The following is a 17,494-nucleotide window of genomic DNA, read 5'->3' as shown; positions in this document are numbered from 1 at the left end:
CGCCCCGGCCCCGACGGGTCGTCAGGCCGCGACCGGGGCGTCCACGCTGTTGTGGTCGATCGAGAGGGTGGCGCCGCCGTGGGTCTCGGTGGTGTTGCCGCGGTACTGGTGGACGCGGGCGTGCGGGGACCACTGGCCGGAGGTCAGGGCGGTGGTGGAGGTGGTGTCGGCCTTGTCGTCCCAGCGGGCGTACCAGACCGCGTCCGGCAGCGGGGAGGCCCCGGCCTTCGCGGCGGCGGCCAGGTCGGCGATGCCGGAGTCGGTGCTGGAGTAGAAGCCGGAGCGGTATCCGGCGGCGTGCAGGGCCCTGGTCCAGGAGAGGGTGAAGTCCACCACGCCCTGGGCACAGCGCTGGTCGCCGCGCGGGTAGGACTCGATGTCCAGGTAGACCGGGCTGCCCGGGCCGAGCCCGAGGGCGCGCAGCGCGGCGACCGCCTCGGCGGCCTCCTCCTTGCCCTGGCGGACGGCGGCGGCCGGGTCGATCCGGCGGGGCTTGCCGCCGAGGGCGGCGCAGGGGGCCTGCAGGCCGACGTGGGTGGGGATCAGCCGCCAGCCCATCGCCCGGACCTCGCGGACCCAGTCGGCGGTGAGCCGGGGCTGGGAGCAGCCGCGCTGGCTCCCGCTGACGTAGATGCCCACCGCGCCGTACGGGGAGTCCCGCTTCCAGGCCCGCATGGTCTCCAGCGGGGGCGCGGTGCAGGCGTCGAAGCCGCCGCCGGTGAAGATCTCGGCCGGGGCGAGGGAGCGCCGGGTGCGGCTCTCCGTCAGCCGGGTGCCGCGGATCACCACGGGCCGCGGCGAGGGGGCGGCCGAGCGGGAGGGGGAGGCGGCGGGGGCCTTGGCCGGGACCACGCTGGCGACGGGCACGGCGGCCGGCGCCGCGACGGGCACGGCCTCGGCGACGGGGGCGGCGGCGGGCATCCCCTCGGCGGCGACCAGCAGCACGAGCGAGGAGACGGTGAGGGCGGCCGGGGCCAGGTAGCGCATCACAACCGGGATACCTGGCCAACCGTCAGGCGGAACAGCCGCCCGGCCGCGAAGTTCACCCGTTCGCACCCGGCCTGTCATGGGTTTGCCCGGGCTGCGGTCCTTACGTCACACTCCTTGGATGTCCACCGCCGACCTCGCCGCCCCCGCGGCCACCACCCCTGCCACCAGCACCGCTCCCCCGTCCGGGGGCCGCACCGCCCACGTTCCCGCGCCCCTGCTCTGCGTGGTGGCGATGTTCACCGTCCAGCTGGGCATCGCGCTCTCCAAGCCGCTCTTCGGCCAGCTCGGCGTGGGCGGCGCCACCTTCCTGCGGATCACCTTCGCGGCGGTGCTGCTGCTCGCGCTGACCCGCCCCCGGCTGCGCGGCCGCAGCGCCCGCGACCTGGGGGCCACCGCCCTGCTGGGCGCGGCCTCGGCCGGGATGACGCTGCTCTTCGCCGGCGCGGTGGACCGCCTGCCGATGGGGACCGCGGCCACCATCGAGTTCCTCGGCCCGCTCGCGGTGGCACTGGCCTTCTCCCGGCGGCTGCCGCACCTGCTCTGGGCCCTGCTGGCCGGCGGCGGAGTGGCGCTGCTCACCCTGCTCGGCGAGGGCGGCGGGCACGGCGGCGGCGGACTGGACCCGGTCGGCCTGCTCTGCGCCTTCGGCGCGGCCGCCTGCTACGCCGGGTACATCCTGCTGACCGACAAGGTCGGCGCCGCCTTCCAGGGCTTCCAGGGGCTGGCGGTCTCGATGGCGGTCGGCGCCGTGCTGCTGGCCCCGGTCGGGCTCGGCGGGGCCTGGTCGGGGCTCTCCTCGGCCGAGTCGCCCTGGCTGCTGCTGGCCGCCTCGGCGGGGGTGGCGCTGCTGCTGCCGGTGATCCCGTACGCGCTGGAGATGACGGCGCTGCGGCGGATGCCGCAGCGGGTGTTCAGCGTGCTGGTGAGCCTGGAGCCGGCGGTCAGCGCGCTGATGGGCCTGCTGGTGCTCGGCCAGCTGCTCGGAGCGGTCCAACTGGCCGGGATCGCCTGCGTGGTGGCCGCGAGCCTGGGCGCCACCCTGACGAGCCGTCACTGAACGGCGCGCGCCGGACGCGCCCGTGGGCGGTGCCGCGCGATGCGGCACCGCCCACGGTGCGTTCTCTCGGGAGCGAGTGACCCTTCCCACTCCTGGGAGGCCGGGCGTCGGGGTGCTCAGCTCACCCCGGCCCGGTGACCTGTCAGTGGAAGACCGGCGCGAAGACGAAGTTGAAGTCCCGGTTGCCCTGGTCGCTGAAGATGAAGCCGGTGTTGTCCTTGGCCTGCAGGTTGTTGTTCTGGTTCGACGCGCCGGAGCCGGTGGCCACCTGCTGGGTCGAGTTGTAGTTGCCGTTCACGGTTCCGAAGATGTTCCCGCTGCCGACGTTGGACACCACGCTGCTGTTGGAACCCTGCCCGGCCAGCGCGCCGTTGTCGGCCGACGCGGTGCCGGCGCAGGCGAGCAGCAGGCCGGCGGCGAGCGGGGCGCCGGCCAGCAGGCCGACCAGTCGGGTGGTGCGAGAGCGAACCATGGTGAAGCCTCCAGATAACCGCACAGATAACTGCACTTCGGGTACTGCGTGCGGGAGTTCGCGGCCAGACGAGCTCCTGCGGGCTGCGACGCCGAGGAACAGGTTTCCTTAACAAATCGACAAAGTGCCAGTACCTGAAGGGGTTTTCGCCCGTTAGCGTGATCCGGCCGGTCCGGTGCATAGTCCGTGGACGGCCGGTTCGTGGGCAGGCACACCGGCCTCCACCAGCGACTTCCCCCGATCGGAGGCAGCTCCGAAGAGCTGCCGCCCGGCGCGCGGCGACACGCCGCGCGCCGCGCCCGTCATCCCCGGCCGTGCGGGGTGAGCCAGAGCTCCGGGTCCGGGCCGACCGCCACCACCCGGGTCGGGTTGATGTTGTCGTGGGTCGCGTAGTAGTGCCGGCGGATGTGCTCGAAGTTCACCGTCTCCCCGAACCCGGGCGTCTGGAACAGGTCCCGGGCGTAGGCCCAGAGCGCGGGGTACTCGCTCAACTTCCGGATGTTGCACTTGAAGTGGCCGTGGTAGACCGCGTCGAAGCGCACCAGCGTGGTCCAGAGCCGGATGTCCGCCTCGGTGAGGGTGTCACCGACCAGGTAGCGCCGCTCGCGCAGCCGCTCCTCCAACGCGTCCAGCCGGCGGAAGAGCACCCGCACCGCCTGCTCGTAGTAGGCCTGGTTGGCCGAGAAGCCCGCCCGGTACACCTGGGTGTTGACCTCCTCGTAGACGATCTCGTTGATCGCGTCGATCTCCGCCCGCAGGTGCTCGGGGTAGAGGTCGGGAGCGCCCTCGCGCTGCCACTGCTTCCACTCCGTGCCCAGGTCGAGGGTGAGGTTGGCGAAGTCGTTGTTCACCAGGAAGCCGGTCCTGGTGTCCACCAGGCCCGGCACGCTCACGCCGCCCGTGTAGTCCGGCTCGGCGGCCAGGTAGGCCTCCCGCAGCGCGTGGATGCCCAGCACCTCGTCGACGCCGCCGGCGTCGCCGTTCTCCTCGGTGAAGACCCAGTGGTACTCGCCCTCGATCATCTCCTGGACCGGGTCGGTGACGGCCAGCGAGATGACGTCCTGAAGACCCATCAACTCCCGGGTGATGACCACCCGGTGGGCCCACGGGCAGGCCCGGCTGACCACCAGTCGGTACCGGTCCGCCTCGGCCCTGACGCCGTCCGCGCCGTCCGCGGTGAGCCGGGTGGTGAAGTGCTGCGGAGCCCGGACGTGCTCCTTGGTCTCGCTCTGCTCGGTGGTCATGCCAGTCCCCTCCAGGTGTGCGGTCACCGCGCCGTCGCCGCGCGGTCACTCCAGGCCGAGTGCGGCCAACTGCTCTGCGAACGGCACGAGTTCGTCCTCGGAGGACGACGCGTGCGATGACGGCGCGGTGGGCACGCCCAGCGCGGCGGCCAGCTCGGCCCCGCCCCGGTCGATCCGGCCGGCCAGCTCCTCGGTGCCGCTCTCCACCCCCGCGCCCCAGTCCGAGGAGGCGGCGTACACCGCCGTCGGCAGCACCACGGCGCGCAGGTAGACGAACATCGGACGCAGCGCGTGCTCCAGCGCCAGCGAGTGCCGGGTGGAGCCGCCGGTGGCGCCGAGCAGCACCGGCTTGCCGGTCAGCGCGGTGTTCTCCAGGACGTCGAAGAAGGACTTGAACAGGCCGCTGTACGAGGCGGTGAACACCGGGGTGACGGCGATCAGGGCGTCCGCCGCCGCGACCGCCTCCTGCACCTCCCGCAGCGCGGGCGTCGGGAATCCGCTGACCAGGTTCTTGGCCACGTCCACGGCCAGCTCGCGCAGCTCCACCACCCGCACCCCGACGGGCGTCAGGCGGGCGGTGGCCTCGGCCAGCCGGTCGGCCAGCAGCCGGGTGGAGGAGGGCTCGCTCAGCCCGGCCGAGACGACCACCAGGCGCTTCACCGCCCGGCCCGCCCGGCCGCCGCCACCCGGGCCTCGTGGGTCGGCCCGGCCGGCACGTCCACCGGGCGGCCGACCGCGAACTCCTTGCGCAGCTCGGGCAGCACGTGCTCGCCGAGCAGGTCCAGCTGCTCCAGCACCACCTTCAGCGGGGCACCGCCGCCGTCCATCAGGAAGAGCTGGCGCTGGTAGTCGCCGAAGTGCTCGCGGAAGGTCAGGGTCTTCTCGATCACCTGCTGCGGGCTGCCCACGGTGAGCGGGGTGGCCTCCAGGTAGTCCTCCAGCACCCCGCCGCGGTAGACGCCGCTGTTGTTGAAGTACGGGCGGTACGCCTTGATCGCGTCCTGGGAGCTCTTCCCGATGAAGACCTGCCCGCCGAGGCCGACGTAGGCCTGCTCGGGGCGGCCGTGGCCGTAGTGCGCGTACCTGGTCCGGTAGAGCTCGATCAGCTTCCGGAAGTGGTCGGTGGGCCAGAAGATGTGGTTGGCGAAGAAGCCGTCGCCGTAGTACGCGGCCTGCTCGGCGATCTCGGGACTGCGGATCGAGCCGTGCCAGACGAACGGCGGCACGCCGTCCAGCGGCCGGGGCACCGCGGTGAAGCCCTGCAGCGGGGTGCGGAAGCGGCCCTTCCAGTCCACCACCTCCTCGCGCCAGAGCTTGTGCAGCAGCGCGTAGTTCTCGATCGCCAGCGGGATGCCCTGGCGGATGTCCTTGCCGAACCACGGGTAGACCGGGCCGGTGTTGCCGCGGCCCATCATCAGGTCCACCCGGCCGTCGGCCAGGTGCTGGAGGACCGCGAAGTCCTCGGCGATCTTCACCGGGTCGTTGGTGGTGATCAGCGTGGTGGAGGTGGAGAGGATGATCCGCTCGGTCTGCGCGGCGATGTACGCCAGCAGCGTGGTCGGGGAGGAGGTGACGAACGGCGGATTGTGGTGCTCGCCGGTGGCGAAGACGTCCAGGCCGACCTCTTCGACCTTGCGGGCGATGGCGACCGTCGCCCTGGTCCGCTCCTGCTCGGTCGGCGGGCGCCCGGTGGACGGATCGGCGGTCAGGTCGCCGACGGTGAACAGACCGAACTGCATGTCTCTCTCCATACCGACAATCGTGGGTGCTCGCGGGAACGGGCGGGAAAGCCCGGCCCGATACTTCGTCAACTGCCGCGCGGGCCCGGCCCGGAGGCTCGTCCTCCGGGCCGGGCCCGCGGCTCAGCGGATGGCCATCGCGTCCAGGTAGCCCCGCACGTTGCGGCTCGTCTCGGCGACGCTGTCGCCGCCGAACTTCTCCAGCACCGCTTCGGCCAGCACCAGGGCGGTCATCGCCTCGGCGACGATGCCCGCCGCCGGGACGGCGCAGACGTCCGAGCGCTGGTGGTGGGCCGGGGTGAACTCGCCGGTGCGGACGTCCACCGTGCGCAGCGCGTGCGGCACGGTGGCGATCGGCTTCATCGCCGCCCGCACCCGCAGCGCCTCGCCGGTGGAGATGCCGCCCTCCACCCCGCCCGCCCGGGCCGAGGCCCGGCGGATGCCGGCCGGGGTGGGCACGATCTCGTCGTGCGCCTGCGAGCCGGGCAGCCGGGCCAGGTCGAAGCCGTCGCCGACCTCCACGCCCTTGATCGCCTGAATGCCCATCAGGGCGGCGGCCAGGCGCGCGTCCAGCCGGCGGTCCCAGTGCACGTGCGAGCCCAGGCCCACCGGCAGGCCGTACGCCAGCACCTCGACCACGCCGCCCAGAGTGTCGCCGTCCTTGTGCGCCCGGTCGATCTCGTCCATCATCCAGGCCGAGCTCTCCGGGTCCAGGCAGCGGACCGGATCGGCGTCCAGGTACGGCTGGTCCTCCGGCTTGGGGGACAGCCAGGACGGGGCGGTCGCCCGGCCGAGACCGACCACGTGCGAGACCACCTCGATCCCGGCGGCGGCCCGCAGGAAGGACTTGGCCACGGCGCCGAGCGCGACCCGGGCCGCGGTCTCCCGGGCCGAGGCCCGCTCCAGCACCGGCCGCGCCTCGTCGAAGCCGTACTTCTGCATGCCCGCCAGGTCGGCGTGGCCCGGTCGGGGCCGGGTCAGCGGCTCGTTCCGGGCCAGGCCCGCGAGGACCTCCGGGTCGACCGGGTCGGCCGACATGACCTGCTCCCACTTGGGCCACTCGGTGTTGCCGACCATGATCGCCACCGGGCTCCCGATGGACTCGCCGTGCCGGACGCCGCCGAGCAGGGTGACCTCGTCCCGCTCGAACGCCATCCGAGCGCCCCGGCCGTGGCCGAGCCGACGGCGGGCCAGCTCGTCCGCCACCGCCGAGGTGGTCACCGGCACGCCGGCCGGCAGGCCCTCCAGGGTGGCCAGCAGGGCCGGACCGTGCGACTCGCCCGCGGTCAGCCAGCGCAGCCCGCCCACGGTCACCGGCCTTCGCCGGCGGCCCGACGGCCGATCACCGGCGGCTCGATGACGGTGCCGTCACCGACCCGGGTGCCGTGCAGCCACTGCACCTTGTCGTGCAGCTGCTCCGGGGTGAGCGAGGCGAGCAGCGCGTTGCGGGCCTTGGCGGCCTCGCCGATCGGGTGGTACAGCTGCTTGCCCATCTCACGGGCGACCAGCTGGGTGGCGGCGGTGCGCTCGCGGCGCTCGCCGTTGAACTTCTCGAAGCGCTGCGGGAACTCGCAGGCCTCGGTGCCGATCACCTGGCCGAGCACCACCGCGTCCTCGACCGCCTGGCAGGCGCCCTGGGCGGCGTACTGGAGCATCGGGTGCGCGGCGTCGCCGATCAGCACCACCCGGCCGTCGGTCCACTTCTCGACCGGGTCGCGGTCGCAGAGCACCCAGGCCTTCCAATCCTCGCCGAGCTCCAGCAGCCGGCGCGGGATCTCGCCCAGGTCGGGGAACTCGTTGAGCACGAAGTCCTTCTCGGCCGGGGCACCGATCACCGCCTCCTGGGCGTCGTCGTCCCGGGTGGCGGCCAGGTTGAAGTACTTGCCGCCGCCGATCGGGTAGTGGACGAAGTGCCACTTGGGGCCGGCCCAGAGGGTCACGGTGTTCCAGCGCAGCTCCTCGGGCACCTTCTCCATCGGGATGACGGAGCGGTAGATGGTGTGCCCGGAGACCTTCGGGAAGCCGTCGCCGACCAGCTGCTTGCGGACGAAGGAGTTGATGCCGTCGGCGCCGATCAGCGCCTCGCCGCGCACCTCCTCCCCGGAGGCCAGCACCGCGGTGACGCCCTCGGCGTCCTGACGGTAGCTCAGCAGCTGGGAGTCGGTGCGCAGCTCGATCGCGTCCGAGGCGCGGGCCGCGTCCAGCAGCGGGGCGTAGATGTCGATCCGGTGCACCACCGCGTACGGGTTGCCGAAGCGCTCCCGGTACTCGCCGGTCAGCGGCATGGTGGCCACCAGCTCGGAGGTGGTGCCGTCCATGAAGCGCAGCTCGTCGATGTGCACGGCGCGGGAGCGGACCTCGTCGCCGACGCCCAGCACGTCCAGGGCGTGGAAGGCGTTCGGGCCCAGCTGGATGCCGGCGCCGAGCTCGGTGAAGGTGTCACGGGCCTCCAGCACCACCACCTGGTGCCCCTGGCGGGAGACGCTCAGCGCGGTCGCCAGACCGCCGATGCCACCGCCGGCTATCAGGATCTTCGCCATCTGGCTGTTCTGCCTTTCGGGTTGGTCGGGTCGGTGGTCCGTCTGATCCCGGTCGGGGACCGACAGCCGGGAGGGGGTGGGCGGGGTCATCGGTTCGCCTCGGCGGCCCGGTGGCCGACGGCCTTCTCGGACGCCCCGTCAGGACCGGCCCCGGGCCCGGCGGTCCGGGCGTGGGAGGCCCTGAACTCGGTGAGCCGTGCCAGTACCGACTCCAGGAGTTCGGTCCGGGTCCGGCGCAGCCCGGCCAGGGCCTCCCGCTCCAGTTCGGTGAGCAGCCCGACCAGGTCGAGGCCGAACCACTCCAGGTAGCCCAGCACCCGCTCGGCGTCGGCGTACCCGGCGGAGAACCGCTGGGCCGGGGCCGGCCGGCCGTGGTCGCGGACCTCGGCCAGGGTCGCCTCGGTGACCGCGGTCACCGAGTTGGGCGCGACCAGCTCGTCCACGTACCGGGTGCCGCGCCGCCCGGAGGGCTCCCGCATCTCGGTGCGGGACCAGAGCAGGCGCTGCGGCCGGGCGCCGAGCGCGGCCAGCACCGTCCAGCGCTCCGAGCCGAACTCCCGCTCGTAGCGCCGGTAGGCGATCCGGGCCAGCGCCGGGCCGGCCTGGCCCCGGAAGGCCTTGGCCTCCTCGGTGCCGACCGCCTCCAGCGCGTGGTCCACCACCGCGTCCAGCAGACCGACCGGCACCTCGGCCACCGAGTTGATCCGGGAGACGTCCCGGCCCTGCTCGGCGGCCAGCTCCAGGCCGGTCACGAAGGCCTCCAGCACCTGGCCGTACCGCTCGGGCGAGAGCACCAGCGAGACGTGCACGCCGATCCCCTCGGCCAGGCAGCGGGTGACGGCGGGCAGCGCCTCGGTCGTGGCCGGCAGTTCGACCAGCAGGTTGGGGCGGTCCACCGCCTGGTGCAGGGTCCGCGCCTCGGCCAGCGCGGCCAGCGTGCCGCGGGCGAAGGCCGGGTCGACGGCGGCCGAGACCAGACCGTCCAGGCCCGCGGTGCACCGGTGGACCGGGTCCAGCAGTTCGCAGGCCCGCCGCAGGTCACGGACCGTCAGTTCGCGCAGCGCGACGGTAGCGGAGGCACCCCGGGCGGCCAGTTCGGCCAGCTGCTGGTGGTACGCCGGGCCCGTCCCGGGCGCGGCGAGCGCCCCGGCCACGGACCGGTCGCCGACCAGGGCGGCCAGGCCCCCGTCGGCCAGCCGGTCGCGGCCGAGGCCGTCCAACCAGAGCGAGACGCCCTCCTCGGAGAGCCGCCGCAGGATGCCCGTCATCAGGCGGTGGCCCCGCCGTCGAGCACCAGGTCGTGGCCGACCACGAAGCTGGACTCGTCGCCGGAGAGCCAGAGCACGGTGTCGGCGATCTCCTCGGTCCGGGCGACCCGGCCGATCGGGACGCCGTTGCGGACCCGCTCGTCCCGCTGCTCCTCGGTCTCGTTGTAGCGGCGGCCCTGGTCGGTGTCGACCGTGCCGGGGCTGATCGCGTTGATCCGGATGCCCTCCTTGATGTACTCGCGGGCGGCGGTCCGGGTCAGGGTGGAGAGCGCGGCCTTCGAGGCGGCGAAGGCGCCGAAGCCGGGGATCCGGCCGTGGATGCCGATGTTGGCCGCGGTGTTCACGATGACGCCGCCGCCGTGCTCGCGCATGTGGGCGATCTCGTGCTTCATCAGCAGCCACGCACCGGTGAGGTTGGTGGACAGGATGTCGCCCCAGACCGCCTCGCAGACCTCGGCGAGCGGGCTCGGACGGCCCATCACACCGGCGTTGTTGAAGGCGATGTGCAGGCCGCCGTGCCGATCCACGGTGGACTGCACCAGCTTGATGACGTCCATGCCGTGCGTGACGTCGGCGCGGATGCAGTCGGCCTTGCCGCCCGCCTCCTCGATCAGGGCCACGGTCTCCCGCAGCTCGCTCGGCTCGCGGCCGGCCACCATCACGGTGGCGCCCTCCCGGGCGAAGGCCAGCGCGGTGGCACGGCCGATGCCGGACCCGCCACCGGTGACCAGGGCGACCTTGCCGTCGAATCGTGCGGTCATCAGGTTCCTCCTGTGGATGTGCAAGTACCGGTCGTTCAGGCGGCGTTGATCAGCTCGACGGTCCCGACGGTGGTCCTGATCTCGTCGATCGCGGCACGCAGCGCATCGGTGAAGTAGGCGTCCGCGGCTTCCAGGAACCTGCTCTCCCGGACGGCTCGCTCGACCCCCTCGGGAGCCAGGTCCACCGAGATGGTCAGCGCCAGCGAGCCGTCCTCGGTGCGGTCGATCCGGTTGCTGATCGCCTGGATCTCCGGGTCGCCGGGCTGGCGGTAGACGATCTCGTCACCGGGCTCTATCTCGATGCGCTGGAACACGGTGCGGCCGTCCCGGACGATGCTCCGGTGGAATCCGCCGGGAAAGCGGTCGAGTACGGTGCACTCGGTGATCGCGGGAACGTAGGGGACGGGATTCTCGGCCTTGGCCATCAACTGGCTCCACAGCCCGTGCGCGTCCATCCGTGCTGGCCCGGACGTCGTCCCGGAATCGACCGGTACCGTCCAGGAGATCGTCACCGTCGACATCCGCTGCCCCTTCGCCGGGTAATTCGAACCGTTCTCCTTTCGAGAACTCTGGGCCAGCCCTCTGGACTGCGGCAATGAGGGTCCCCTGACTTCGTCAGCTGCCCGAAAAGCGGGCAGCGCAGCGATTACGGGAATTCCGCATCCGCTGCGCTGCCGGGTGGTGACGGTCCGTCAGGACGCCGCGAGGCCGACCTTCAGGGCTGCGGCGATCTGGACCGTGCGACGGGCCTGGTGGCCGATCGCGGCCAGGTTCTCGTCGTTCGGGGTGCCCACGCCGTTGTTCGACACGTGGCTGGTGCCGTACGGGTTGCCGTTGGTCGGCGCGAACTGCACCTCGTGGGTGTAGCCGGGCGGGACGATGACGGCGCCCCAGTGGTAGAAGGTGTTGTTCAGCGCCAGCAGGGTGCTCTCCTGGCCGCCGTGCAGGGTGGAGGTGGAGGTGAAGGAGGAGACCACCTTGTTCACCAGCTTGCCCTGGAACCACAGGCCGCCCGTGGTGTCGATGAACTGCTTGAGCTGGGCGGCCGGCAGGCCGAAGCGGGTCGGGGTGCCGAACAGGATCGCGTCGGCCCACTCCAGGTCGGCCAGGGTGGCCACGGGCACGTCCTTGGTCGCCTCGTGGTGGTCCGCCCACTCCTGCTTCGCGGCGACCACGGCGGCCGGGGCGAGCTCGGCGACCTTGCGCAGCCGGACCTCGGCCCCCGCCTTCGCCGCGGCCGAGGCGGCCTCCTCGGCCAGCTTGTGAACGTGGCCGGTGGACGAGTAGTAGATGATGGCGACGTTGGTCACGGTCGCTACTCCATTCCCGGTGGGTCCGTCGTGCGGGGCGGCCGGGGCCTCCCCCGACGCGCACGACTCTCCCGCTCGGGCGCACCGACCGGCAACCGTGAGCGGCCCACTCCATCACCTCGTGGCGACTTGGCACTGACGGTGGCCCGGTCCGTCAGTCCGTCCGGTTCCGCGGAAGTCCTCCGGCAGATTCCCGGAGGTGTCAGTAGATCTCCATCTGCCCCATCATCCCCATCGCTCCGTGGTCGAACATGTGGCAGTGGTAGGGGAAGACGCCGCGGTAGCTGTTGAAGGTGACCAGCAGCTTGACCGTCTCCCCCGCCAGCACCTGGACGGTGTCCTTGAGCCCGGCCTCGGCCGCGGCCGGCGGTGTGCCGTTGCGCTCCAGGACGCGGAACTGCACCAGGTGCACATGGAAGTTGTGCGGGGCGCGGGTGTTGGTGTTGCTGACGGTCCAGACCTCGGTCGAGCCCCAGGGGATCCGCACGTCGATCCGGGCCGGGTCGTAGGTCTGCCCGTTGACGGTCGCCCGCGGGTCGGGCCGGCCGTCCTCGTCCATCCGCAGCTCGAAGCCGCGGTTCGCGGTGGCGGGCGGCGGGGTCGGCAGGGTGGTCAGCCGGTCCGGCACGGTGGAGCCGTCGGCGGCGGTCCTGACCACGTCGAAGCGCATGACCTTCCCGACCTGGTCGGCCGGGCCGGGCCCGAGGGCGTTCTGCAGCACCAGCTGGGTACCGACCGGGTAGCGCGAGAAGTCGATCACGACGTCGGCCCGCTCCCCGGGCGAGACCGCCAGCACCGGGGTCACGTTCGGCCGCTCCAGCAGGCCGCCGTCCGAGCCGATCTGGGTGAAGGCGCTGCCGTCGGAGAGGTTGAGCCGGAGGAAGCGGACGTTGGCCGAGTTGACGATCCGGAAGCGGTACTTGCGGGCCGCCACCCGGAAGTACGGCCACGGCGAACCGTTCACCGTGATGGTGGTGCGGTTCATGAAGTCGTCCATGATGTAGACGAGTTGGCCGTTCTCGTCGTAGCGGCCGTCCCGGATCACCAGCGGCACGTCGTAGGCACCGGAGGGCAGGCCGAGCGCCTGCTCGGCGTCGTCGTTGATCACGTAGACCGAGGAGAGCCCGCGGTAGACGTTCTCCGACTCGAAGTGGTGCGCGTGGTCGTGCGTCCAGAGCGTCGTGGCCCGCTGGTTGTTCGGGTAGGTGTACACCTTGCTGGCCCCGGGGGCGATGGTGTCCATCGGCGAGCCGTCGCTGTCCATCGGGACGTCGGCGCCGTGCAGGTGCACCGAGACCGGCACGTCCAGCTGGTTGGTCTGACGGACCACCACCCGGGTGCCGCGTCTGGCCCTGACGGTCGGGCCGGGCACCAGGCCGTTGTAGCCGTAGAACTCGGTCTGCTTTCCGGGCACGACCTCCTTGAGCACCTTCTTCATGGTGACCAGGTAGTAGTCGGTGGTGCCGCTGGAGAGCAGCGGCGAGAGCACCGGCGGCACCGTGAGCGGGACCGCGAACTGCGGGATCACCGCCGGCGCCCCGATCGCACCGGGCACCGCGCCCGCCCCCGGCTCGGCGGCCTCGGCGGCCCGCGAGCCGAGCACCGGGCTGGCCAGTCCGGCCGCCCCGACCACCCCCGTGGTGATCACTCCGGCCTTGAGCGCGTTCCTACGTGACAGCATCGGTTCCCCGTTCCCGTTGCGTCGACGGCGCGTCGACTAGGCTCGGACGACCAGTTCGATCATCCACTGGGAAGCGTGCGGATTCTCCGTACGACCTATCAAACGCAGGTTCGAGACCATGTCAGCTGCTTGATTGACAGGCAAAATGGCATGGTGAGCATGACAATCAACGGTGCGTGACGGAGTGGGAGTCAAAAGCCGTCAGGTCATCCCCGAACGTGACTCTGTGTCAGGCGGCCCACCCGCTTCCGGCCCACGGCTACCTAAGCTGGGCGGTAACCGGGACAGTGAGTGGAACCTGCCCGTCCGGTAGGCCGTTCCCCCTGGCGAAAGGAGCACGACGATGCGCATCGAACAGCCCCCCGTGCTGGAGAGCAGCACGCCGCCCCGCCAGGCCGCCCGACGCACCGCGGTGCTCGGCTCACCCGTCGGCCAGTCGATCACCGCGGCGCTGCACCGAGCCGGGCTGACCGCCATGGGCCTGGACTGGTCGTACCAGAACATCGAGTGCGACGAGACCGAACTCCCCGGCGTGCTGGCCGGCCTGGAGAGCGGCTGGGCCGGCTTCGCGCTCGGCATGCCGCTCAAGCGCTCGGTGCTGCCGCTGATCGACGAGGTCTCCGACCTCGGGCTGGACGTCGGCGGGGTGAACACCGTGGTGTTCCGCCGCGGCCGCAGCCACGGGGAGACCACCGACGTCTACGGCATGCTGACCGCGCTGCGCGAGGCCGGGGTCACCTCACCCGGCTCGGCGGTGGTGCTCGGCGGCGGTGCCACGGCCTGCTCCGCGCTGGCCGCCCTGCGCGAACTCGGCGTGCTGGAGCCCTCGGTGGTGGTCCGCGACCGCAGCCGCGCGACCGAGGCCACCGCCGCGGCCGGCCGCCTGGGCATCGCCGTGGACGTGCACACCTTCGGCGGCCTGGAGGCCCTGCTGCCCGGGGCCGGCCTGGTGATCTCCACCCTGCCCGCCGGGGCCGCCGACACCTTCGCCGCCGCCGTGATGCACTCCCGGGCCGCCGTCTTCGACGTCGTCACCTCGGCCTGGCCGACCAGGCTGGTCAAGGCGGCCGGCTTCGCGGGCTCCACCGTCGTGGACGGCGTCTCCTTCGCGGTCCACCAGGCCGCCCGTCAGCTGGAGCTGCTCACCGGCCGGAGCGACGTGCCGATCGCGGCGCTCCGCCGCGCGGCCCAGGAGGAGCTGCTCCGCCGCGCGGACTGACCCACCCCGCCCGTCCGGGCCGACCCGCTCCCGGGAGGCCCGGACGGTCCGTCGGGCGGGGTGGCCGTCGCACGACCGTGCGCAGGCCACCCCGCCCGTCGCCGTCTCCCGCCCCCGGACCGCCATCAGGCCGACAGCTCCTGCGACTTGTCGAAGCCCTGGCGCCGCGCGGTGGAGAGCACCGAGATCGCGTGGGCCACCGAGCACAGGGTGGCGTGCCGGTGCCAGCCGGCGTAGGAGCGTCCCTCGAAGTCCCGCATCCCGACCCGGCCGGAGACCTCGGCGAAGTCCTTGGCGACCCGCCGGGTGAGCCGGCCCAGCCGCAGCAGTGCGACCGGCGGCACGTCCACCAGGTTGGAGAGCCAGAGCTCGGCGGGCTTGCCCTTGGAGCCCGACCAGCCGCCGACCAGGGCCAGCGCGCGCTCCGGCGGCACCATCATGCCGGGGCGCCGGACCGTCGGCATGGTCACCCTGGTCCCGCTGACCAGGATCGAGCGGGTGATCGAGTAGTCCGGGTCCACCCAGCCCACCGGCCGGGAGAACCGCTTCGCCCACTCGATCAACTGCTGGGCCTGGAAGACCCGTTCGCCGCGTCCCGGCAGGCTGCCGTCGAAGCCGACCAGCCTGGTCGACCCGCTCACCCGCATCACGAACGGGACCCCGCGCCGGCAGAACTCCTCGACCAGGGTGGCGGCGTCCAGCTCGCGGGCGTCCAGCACCGCCGGGCGACGGCGCAACCCCCAGTCGGGAGCGGCCAGTTCGACCACGCTGTTGACGGCACAGAGCTCCGGGGTGGTGGCCGAGACCTCGTCCGGGATCTTCGCGCGCTTGCGCCGCTCCTCGTTGGCCAGCCAGTCGGCCGGCAGCACCAGGCCCCAGTTGACCGGTGCGCTCATGTCCTCGCTGGCGAGCCACACCCCGTACGCCTGCTGGCTGTTGACGACCCGTCCGAGCTCGGTCCGGAAGGACTCCTCGACCCCGACCGAGTGCTCGCCGGCCTTGGGAATGGCCATCGAGTTGAGCACCCAGGCCTGCGGCAGCAGCACCCGGTCCAGGTGCTTGGCCAGCGCCTGGCGGACCGGCCCCCACCGCCAGGACGAGTCGCTGATGAAGTGGTGCAGGCTCTGCTCTGCGGCTCCGTACCCGGCCACCGCCGCCAGGGCCCGCATGGACTTGCGGCCCTGCACCGACAGTAAGCCCGAGATGTACCACTCCCCGCGGGCACGCTGGTCGCGACGCTTCAGCGAAGCCAGCATCCGGCGGGAGAACTCCGTGACGAAGTCGTCCGCCACGTCACCCCAGATGTGCTCAGGAACGTTCTTCTCGCTAACACCTTCCACAGCCCCCGTCCCCTCCTCCGTGGTCACCGTCCGGTGGGGCGCCGGGCGGCGCCGCGCAGCCAGACAGCAGATGCTGGTGATGGATACAGTACAGAACCGACTGGTTGGTTTTGCTGACTCCGTCATCTTACGCACCGCCAGCGCAAGGTCACCAGAGGAAACATGACAGACCTTAGAAATACCGGGTAAGCGGTTTGTTACGCTACTCCGGAAGATGAACACTCAGCAAACCGGGGCTTCGCGCGGGGCCACCGGCGCCACCAGGGAGGAGCCTTGATGGCCCGTCAGGAACGCGCCGAACGCACCCGCATGGTCCTGATCAGGGCAGCAGCCGCCTCGTTCGACCAGGTGGGCTTCGCGATGACCGGCCTGAACGACGTGACCCGGCCGACCGGGATCTCCAAGGGAGCGCTCTACTTCCACTTCGGCTCCAAGGAGTTGCTCGCCGAGGCGGTCATGGCCGAGTCGCGGCACGGACTCCGTGAGGTCGTCCGCCGGGCCCGGCGTTCGGGCGGCTGTCCGCTGCAGTACCTGATCGACCTCAGCCACGGCCTGGCGCACCTGCTGGCCACCGACATCGTCTTCCGGGCCGGCCTGCGGCTCACCGACGACAACGGGCTGGCCGAGCAGCAGCGACCGAACCCCCATCCGGCCTGGATCCGCCTGATCACCCGTCAGCTCTCCCGCAGCGCCTCGGCGGGCCGCATGCACCCCGAGGCCGGGGTCGAGGAGGCGGCCGGGCTGCTCGCCGCCGCCACCGCGGGGGTGGAGATCATCGCCCGGCGCGACCGGGACTGGCTGGAGCCCAAGGTGATCACCCGGCTCTGGCAGGCCGTGCTCCCGCTGCTGGTCCCCGCGGACCAGCTGGACGACATCCGCACCTCGCCCCGTCCCTCCGTGGACGTTCCGGCCGGGGATCCGATCGGCGAACCGATCGCGGCCTCCGTCGCGGGGCGGGCAGGCCACTCGGCCCGCTGACGTGCCGTTCCGACGGAGTGTCTGCCCCTCCGCCTTCCCGACGCCGCCCCGTGCTCAGTCCTGGCCGGCCATCGCCAGCACCCTGGCCCCCCGGCCGGATGCCGCGTCGAGCCGCACCAGGGTGGCCGGCAGTGCGATGGTCGGCAACAGGTGCCGCCAGAGCACCGAGACCCGCTCCTCCATGTCGGCCAGGTTGGTGGCCGCCTGGGAGAAGGTCTGCACCCCGGCGAAGCTGGCGACCAGCATTTCGGCCGTCTCCTTGGCGTCCACCTGCGCCAGCACCTCCCCCAGCCCCTTCGCCTTCTCCAGCAGACCCCCGCACACCCCGGCCCAGGCCAGTAGCGGATTGCTGTCCGAGAAGTCGACCGAACCCCGCTCCATGGCCAGCCGCAGGCCGGCCCGCAGCAGCGGCGAGACGGGAAGCATGTGAGCCACCGCCATCGTCAGGTCGATCAATTCCTGGAGCTTCGAGACGTTCTCCGGAATGTCCAGATAGACGGTCTGTTCCTGGAGCACGCCCCGGGCCAACTCCTCCTTCGACGGAAAGTGGAAGTAGAGGGCGCCCTTCGTCACCTGGGCCCTGACCAGGATCTCCTTGATCGAGGCGGCGTCATATCCGTACTCGTCGAACACCTGGGCCGCGCCGAGCAGGATGCTCCTCCTGGTCTGGACCGCCCGTTCCTGCTGTGCCATGGGCTGGCTCTCTCCCGTCTTGCTTTGATCCGTTCATGACAGGCATTGAACTGCTGTCGGAGTTCGAGGTATCAGGGTCTACAAATAAACCGGCTGCCCTGTATTCTAAGTGCCTGCCGCGCGTCGTCGCCCGTCTGCTGACAGTGATCCTTTGGGGGGGACCATGTCTGACCTGCTCTCGGCCACCGCATTCGGAGTCGAG

17 protein-coding genes are annotated in these 17,494 nt (G+C 72.0%); 3 read left to right on the top strand and 14 right to left on the bottom strand.

Annotation, left to right across the window (positions count from 1 at the left end; genetic code table 11):
• Positions 1-21: 21 nt before the first annotated feature.
• A complete protein-coding gene (locus ACWEPF_RS00835; protein WP_452170857.1) occupies positions 22-987 on the bottom strand; it encodes a DUF1906 domain-containing protein in 966 nt (321 codons plus the stop codon).
• Between the two features lie 121 nt (positions 988-1,108).
• Between ACWEPF_RS00835 and ACWEPF_RS00830 the strand changes: the two genes are divergently transcribed.
• On the top strand, positions 1,109-2,047 hold the full coding sequence (locus ACWEPF_RS00830; RefSeq protein WP_452170856.1) for an EamA family transporter: 939 nt from the start codon (positions 1,109-1,111) through the stop codon (positions 2,045-2,047).
• A 142-nt stretch (positions 2,048-2,189) separates the two neighbouring features.
• Here ACWEPF_RS00830 and ACWEPF_RS00825 read toward each other — a convergent pair whose 3' ends face one another.
• The 11 genes from ACWEPF_RS00825 to ACWEPF_RS00775 form a co-directional block, all read right to left on the bottom strand.
• Entirely contained in the window at positions 2,190-2,519 is a 330-nt protein-coding gene (locus ACWEPF_RS00825) for a hypothetical protein (RefSeq protein ID WP_345287155.1), read from the bottom strand.
• 302 nt (positions 2,520-2,821) lie between these two features.
• Positions 2,822-3,763 (bottom strand): glutathione S-transferase family protein, encoded by a 942-nt coding sequence (locus ACWEPF_RS00820; RefSeq protein ID WP_452170855.1) that lies wholly within the window; start codon positions 3,761-3,763, stop codon positions 2,822-2,824.
• 45 nt (positions 3,764-3,808) lie between these two features.
• Positions 3,809-4,423 carry a CE1759 family FMN reductase gene (locus tag ACWEPF_RS00815; protein WP_452170854.1) on the bottom strand — a complete coding sequence of 205 codons (615 nt, stop codon included), beginning with the start codon at positions 4,421-4,423 and terminating at the stop codon, positions 3,809-3,811.
• The gene (locus tag ACWEPF_RS00810) at positions 4,420-5,502 is read right to left on the bottom strand and encodes a CE1758 family FMN-dependent luciferase-like monooxygenase (RefSeq protein ID WP_452170853.1); all 1,083 of its coding nucleotides are present in this window, start codon (positions 5,500-5,502) and stop codon (positions 4,420-4,422) included. The genes ACWEPF_RS00815 and ACWEPF_RS00810 overlap by 4 nt, the downstream gene beginning before the upstream one ends.
• Before the next feature lie 123 nt (positions 5,503-5,625).
• Entirely contained in the window at positions 5,626-6,810 is a 1,185-nt protein-coding gene (aroC, locus tag ACWEPF_RS00805; protein ID WP_452170939.1) for a chorismate synthase, read from the bottom strand.
• A 2-nt stretch (positions 6,811-6,812) separates the two neighbouring features.
• Complete coding sequence (locus ACWEPF_RS00800; protein WP_345287162.1) at positions 6,813-8,042, bottom strand: 3-hydroxybenzoate 6-monooxygenase; 1,230 nt, start codon at positions 8,040-8,042, stop codon at positions 6,813-6,815.
• Between the two features lie 86 nt (positions 8,043-8,128).
• Entirely contained in the window at positions 8,129-9,310 is a 1,182-nt protein-coding gene (locus ACWEPF_RS00795) for a transaldolase family protein (protein WP_452170852.1), read from the bottom strand.
• The gene (locus ACWEPF_RS00790) at positions 9,310-10,071 is read right to left on the bottom strand and encodes a glucose 1-dehydrogenase (protein ID WP_345287166.1); all 762 of its coding nucleotides are present in this window, start codon (positions 10,069-10,071) and stop codon (positions 9,310-9,312) included. Before ACWEPF_RS00790 ends, ACWEPF_RS00795 begins: the two co-directional genes overlap by 1 nt.
• A gap of 35 nt (positions 10,072-10,106) precedes the next feature.
• On the bottom strand, positions 10,107-10,592 hold the full coding sequence (locus tag ACWEPF_RS00785) for an AtaL-like protein (RefSeq protein ID WP_452170851.1): 486 nt from the start codon (positions 10,590-10,592) through the stop codon (positions 10,107-10,109).
• Between the two features lie 171 nt (positions 10,593-10,763).
• Positions 10,764-11,381: an NAD(P)H:quinone oxidoreductase gene (gene wrbA / locus ACWEPF_RS00780; protein ID WP_452170850.1), complete on the bottom strand. Its 618-nt coding sequence runs from the start codon at positions 11,379-11,381 to the stop codon at positions 10,764-10,766.
• Positions 11,382-11,583: 202 nt separating this feature from the next.
• Positions 11,584-13,062 carry a multicopper oxidase family protein gene (locus tag ACWEPF_RS00775; protein ID WP_452170849.1) on the bottom strand — a complete coding sequence of 493 codons (1,479 nt, stop codon included), beginning with the start codon at positions 13,060-13,062 and terminating at the stop codon, positions 11,584-11,586.
• A gap of 343 nt (positions 13,063-13,405) precedes the next feature.
• Here ACWEPF_RS00775 and ACWEPF_RS00770 point away from each other — a divergent pair, with 343 nt between their 5' ends.
• Entirely contained in the window at positions 13,406-14,281 is an 876-nt protein-coding gene (locus ACWEPF_RS00770; RefSeq protein WP_345287176.1) for a shikimate dehydrogenase, read from the top strand.
• Positions 14,282-14,406: 125 nt separating this feature from the next.
• Here ACWEPF_RS00770 and ACWEPF_RS00765 read toward each other — a convergent pair whose 3' ends face one another.
• Positions 14,407-15,621 carry an IS701 family transposase gene (locus ACWEPF_RS00765; protein WP_345287178.1) on the bottom strand — a complete coding sequence of 405 codons (1,215 nt, stop codon included), beginning with the start codon at positions 15,619-15,621 and terminating at the stop codon, positions 14,407-14,409.
• A gap of 276 nt (positions 15,622-15,897) precedes the next feature.
• Here ACWEPF_RS00765 and ACWEPF_RS00760 point away from each other — a divergent pair, with 276 nt between their 5' ends.
• Complete coding sequence (locus tag ACWEPF_RS00760; protein WP_452170848.1) at positions 15,898-16,599, top strand: ScbR family autoregulator-binding transcription factor; 702 nt, start codon at positions 15,898-15,900, stop codon at positions 16,597-16,599.
• 54 nt (positions 16,600-16,653) lie between these two features.
• On the opposite strand, the gene ACWEPF_RS00755 is transcribed toward ACWEPF_RS00760, so the two are convergent.
• Positions 16,654-17,292, bottom strand: a complete 639-nt coding sequence (locus tag ACWEPF_RS00755; protein ID WP_345287182.1) for a ScbR family autoregulator-binding transcription factor — start codon at positions 17,290-17,292, stop codon at positions 16,654-16,656.
• Between the last annotated feature and the right edge of the window lie 202 nt (positions 17,293-17,494).

It is taken from the genome of Kitasatospora sp. NPDC004289, assembly GCF_053602875.1.
Note: the sequence above shows the minus strand (reverse complement) of the source record. Positions and strands in the feature narration are given on the sequence as shown.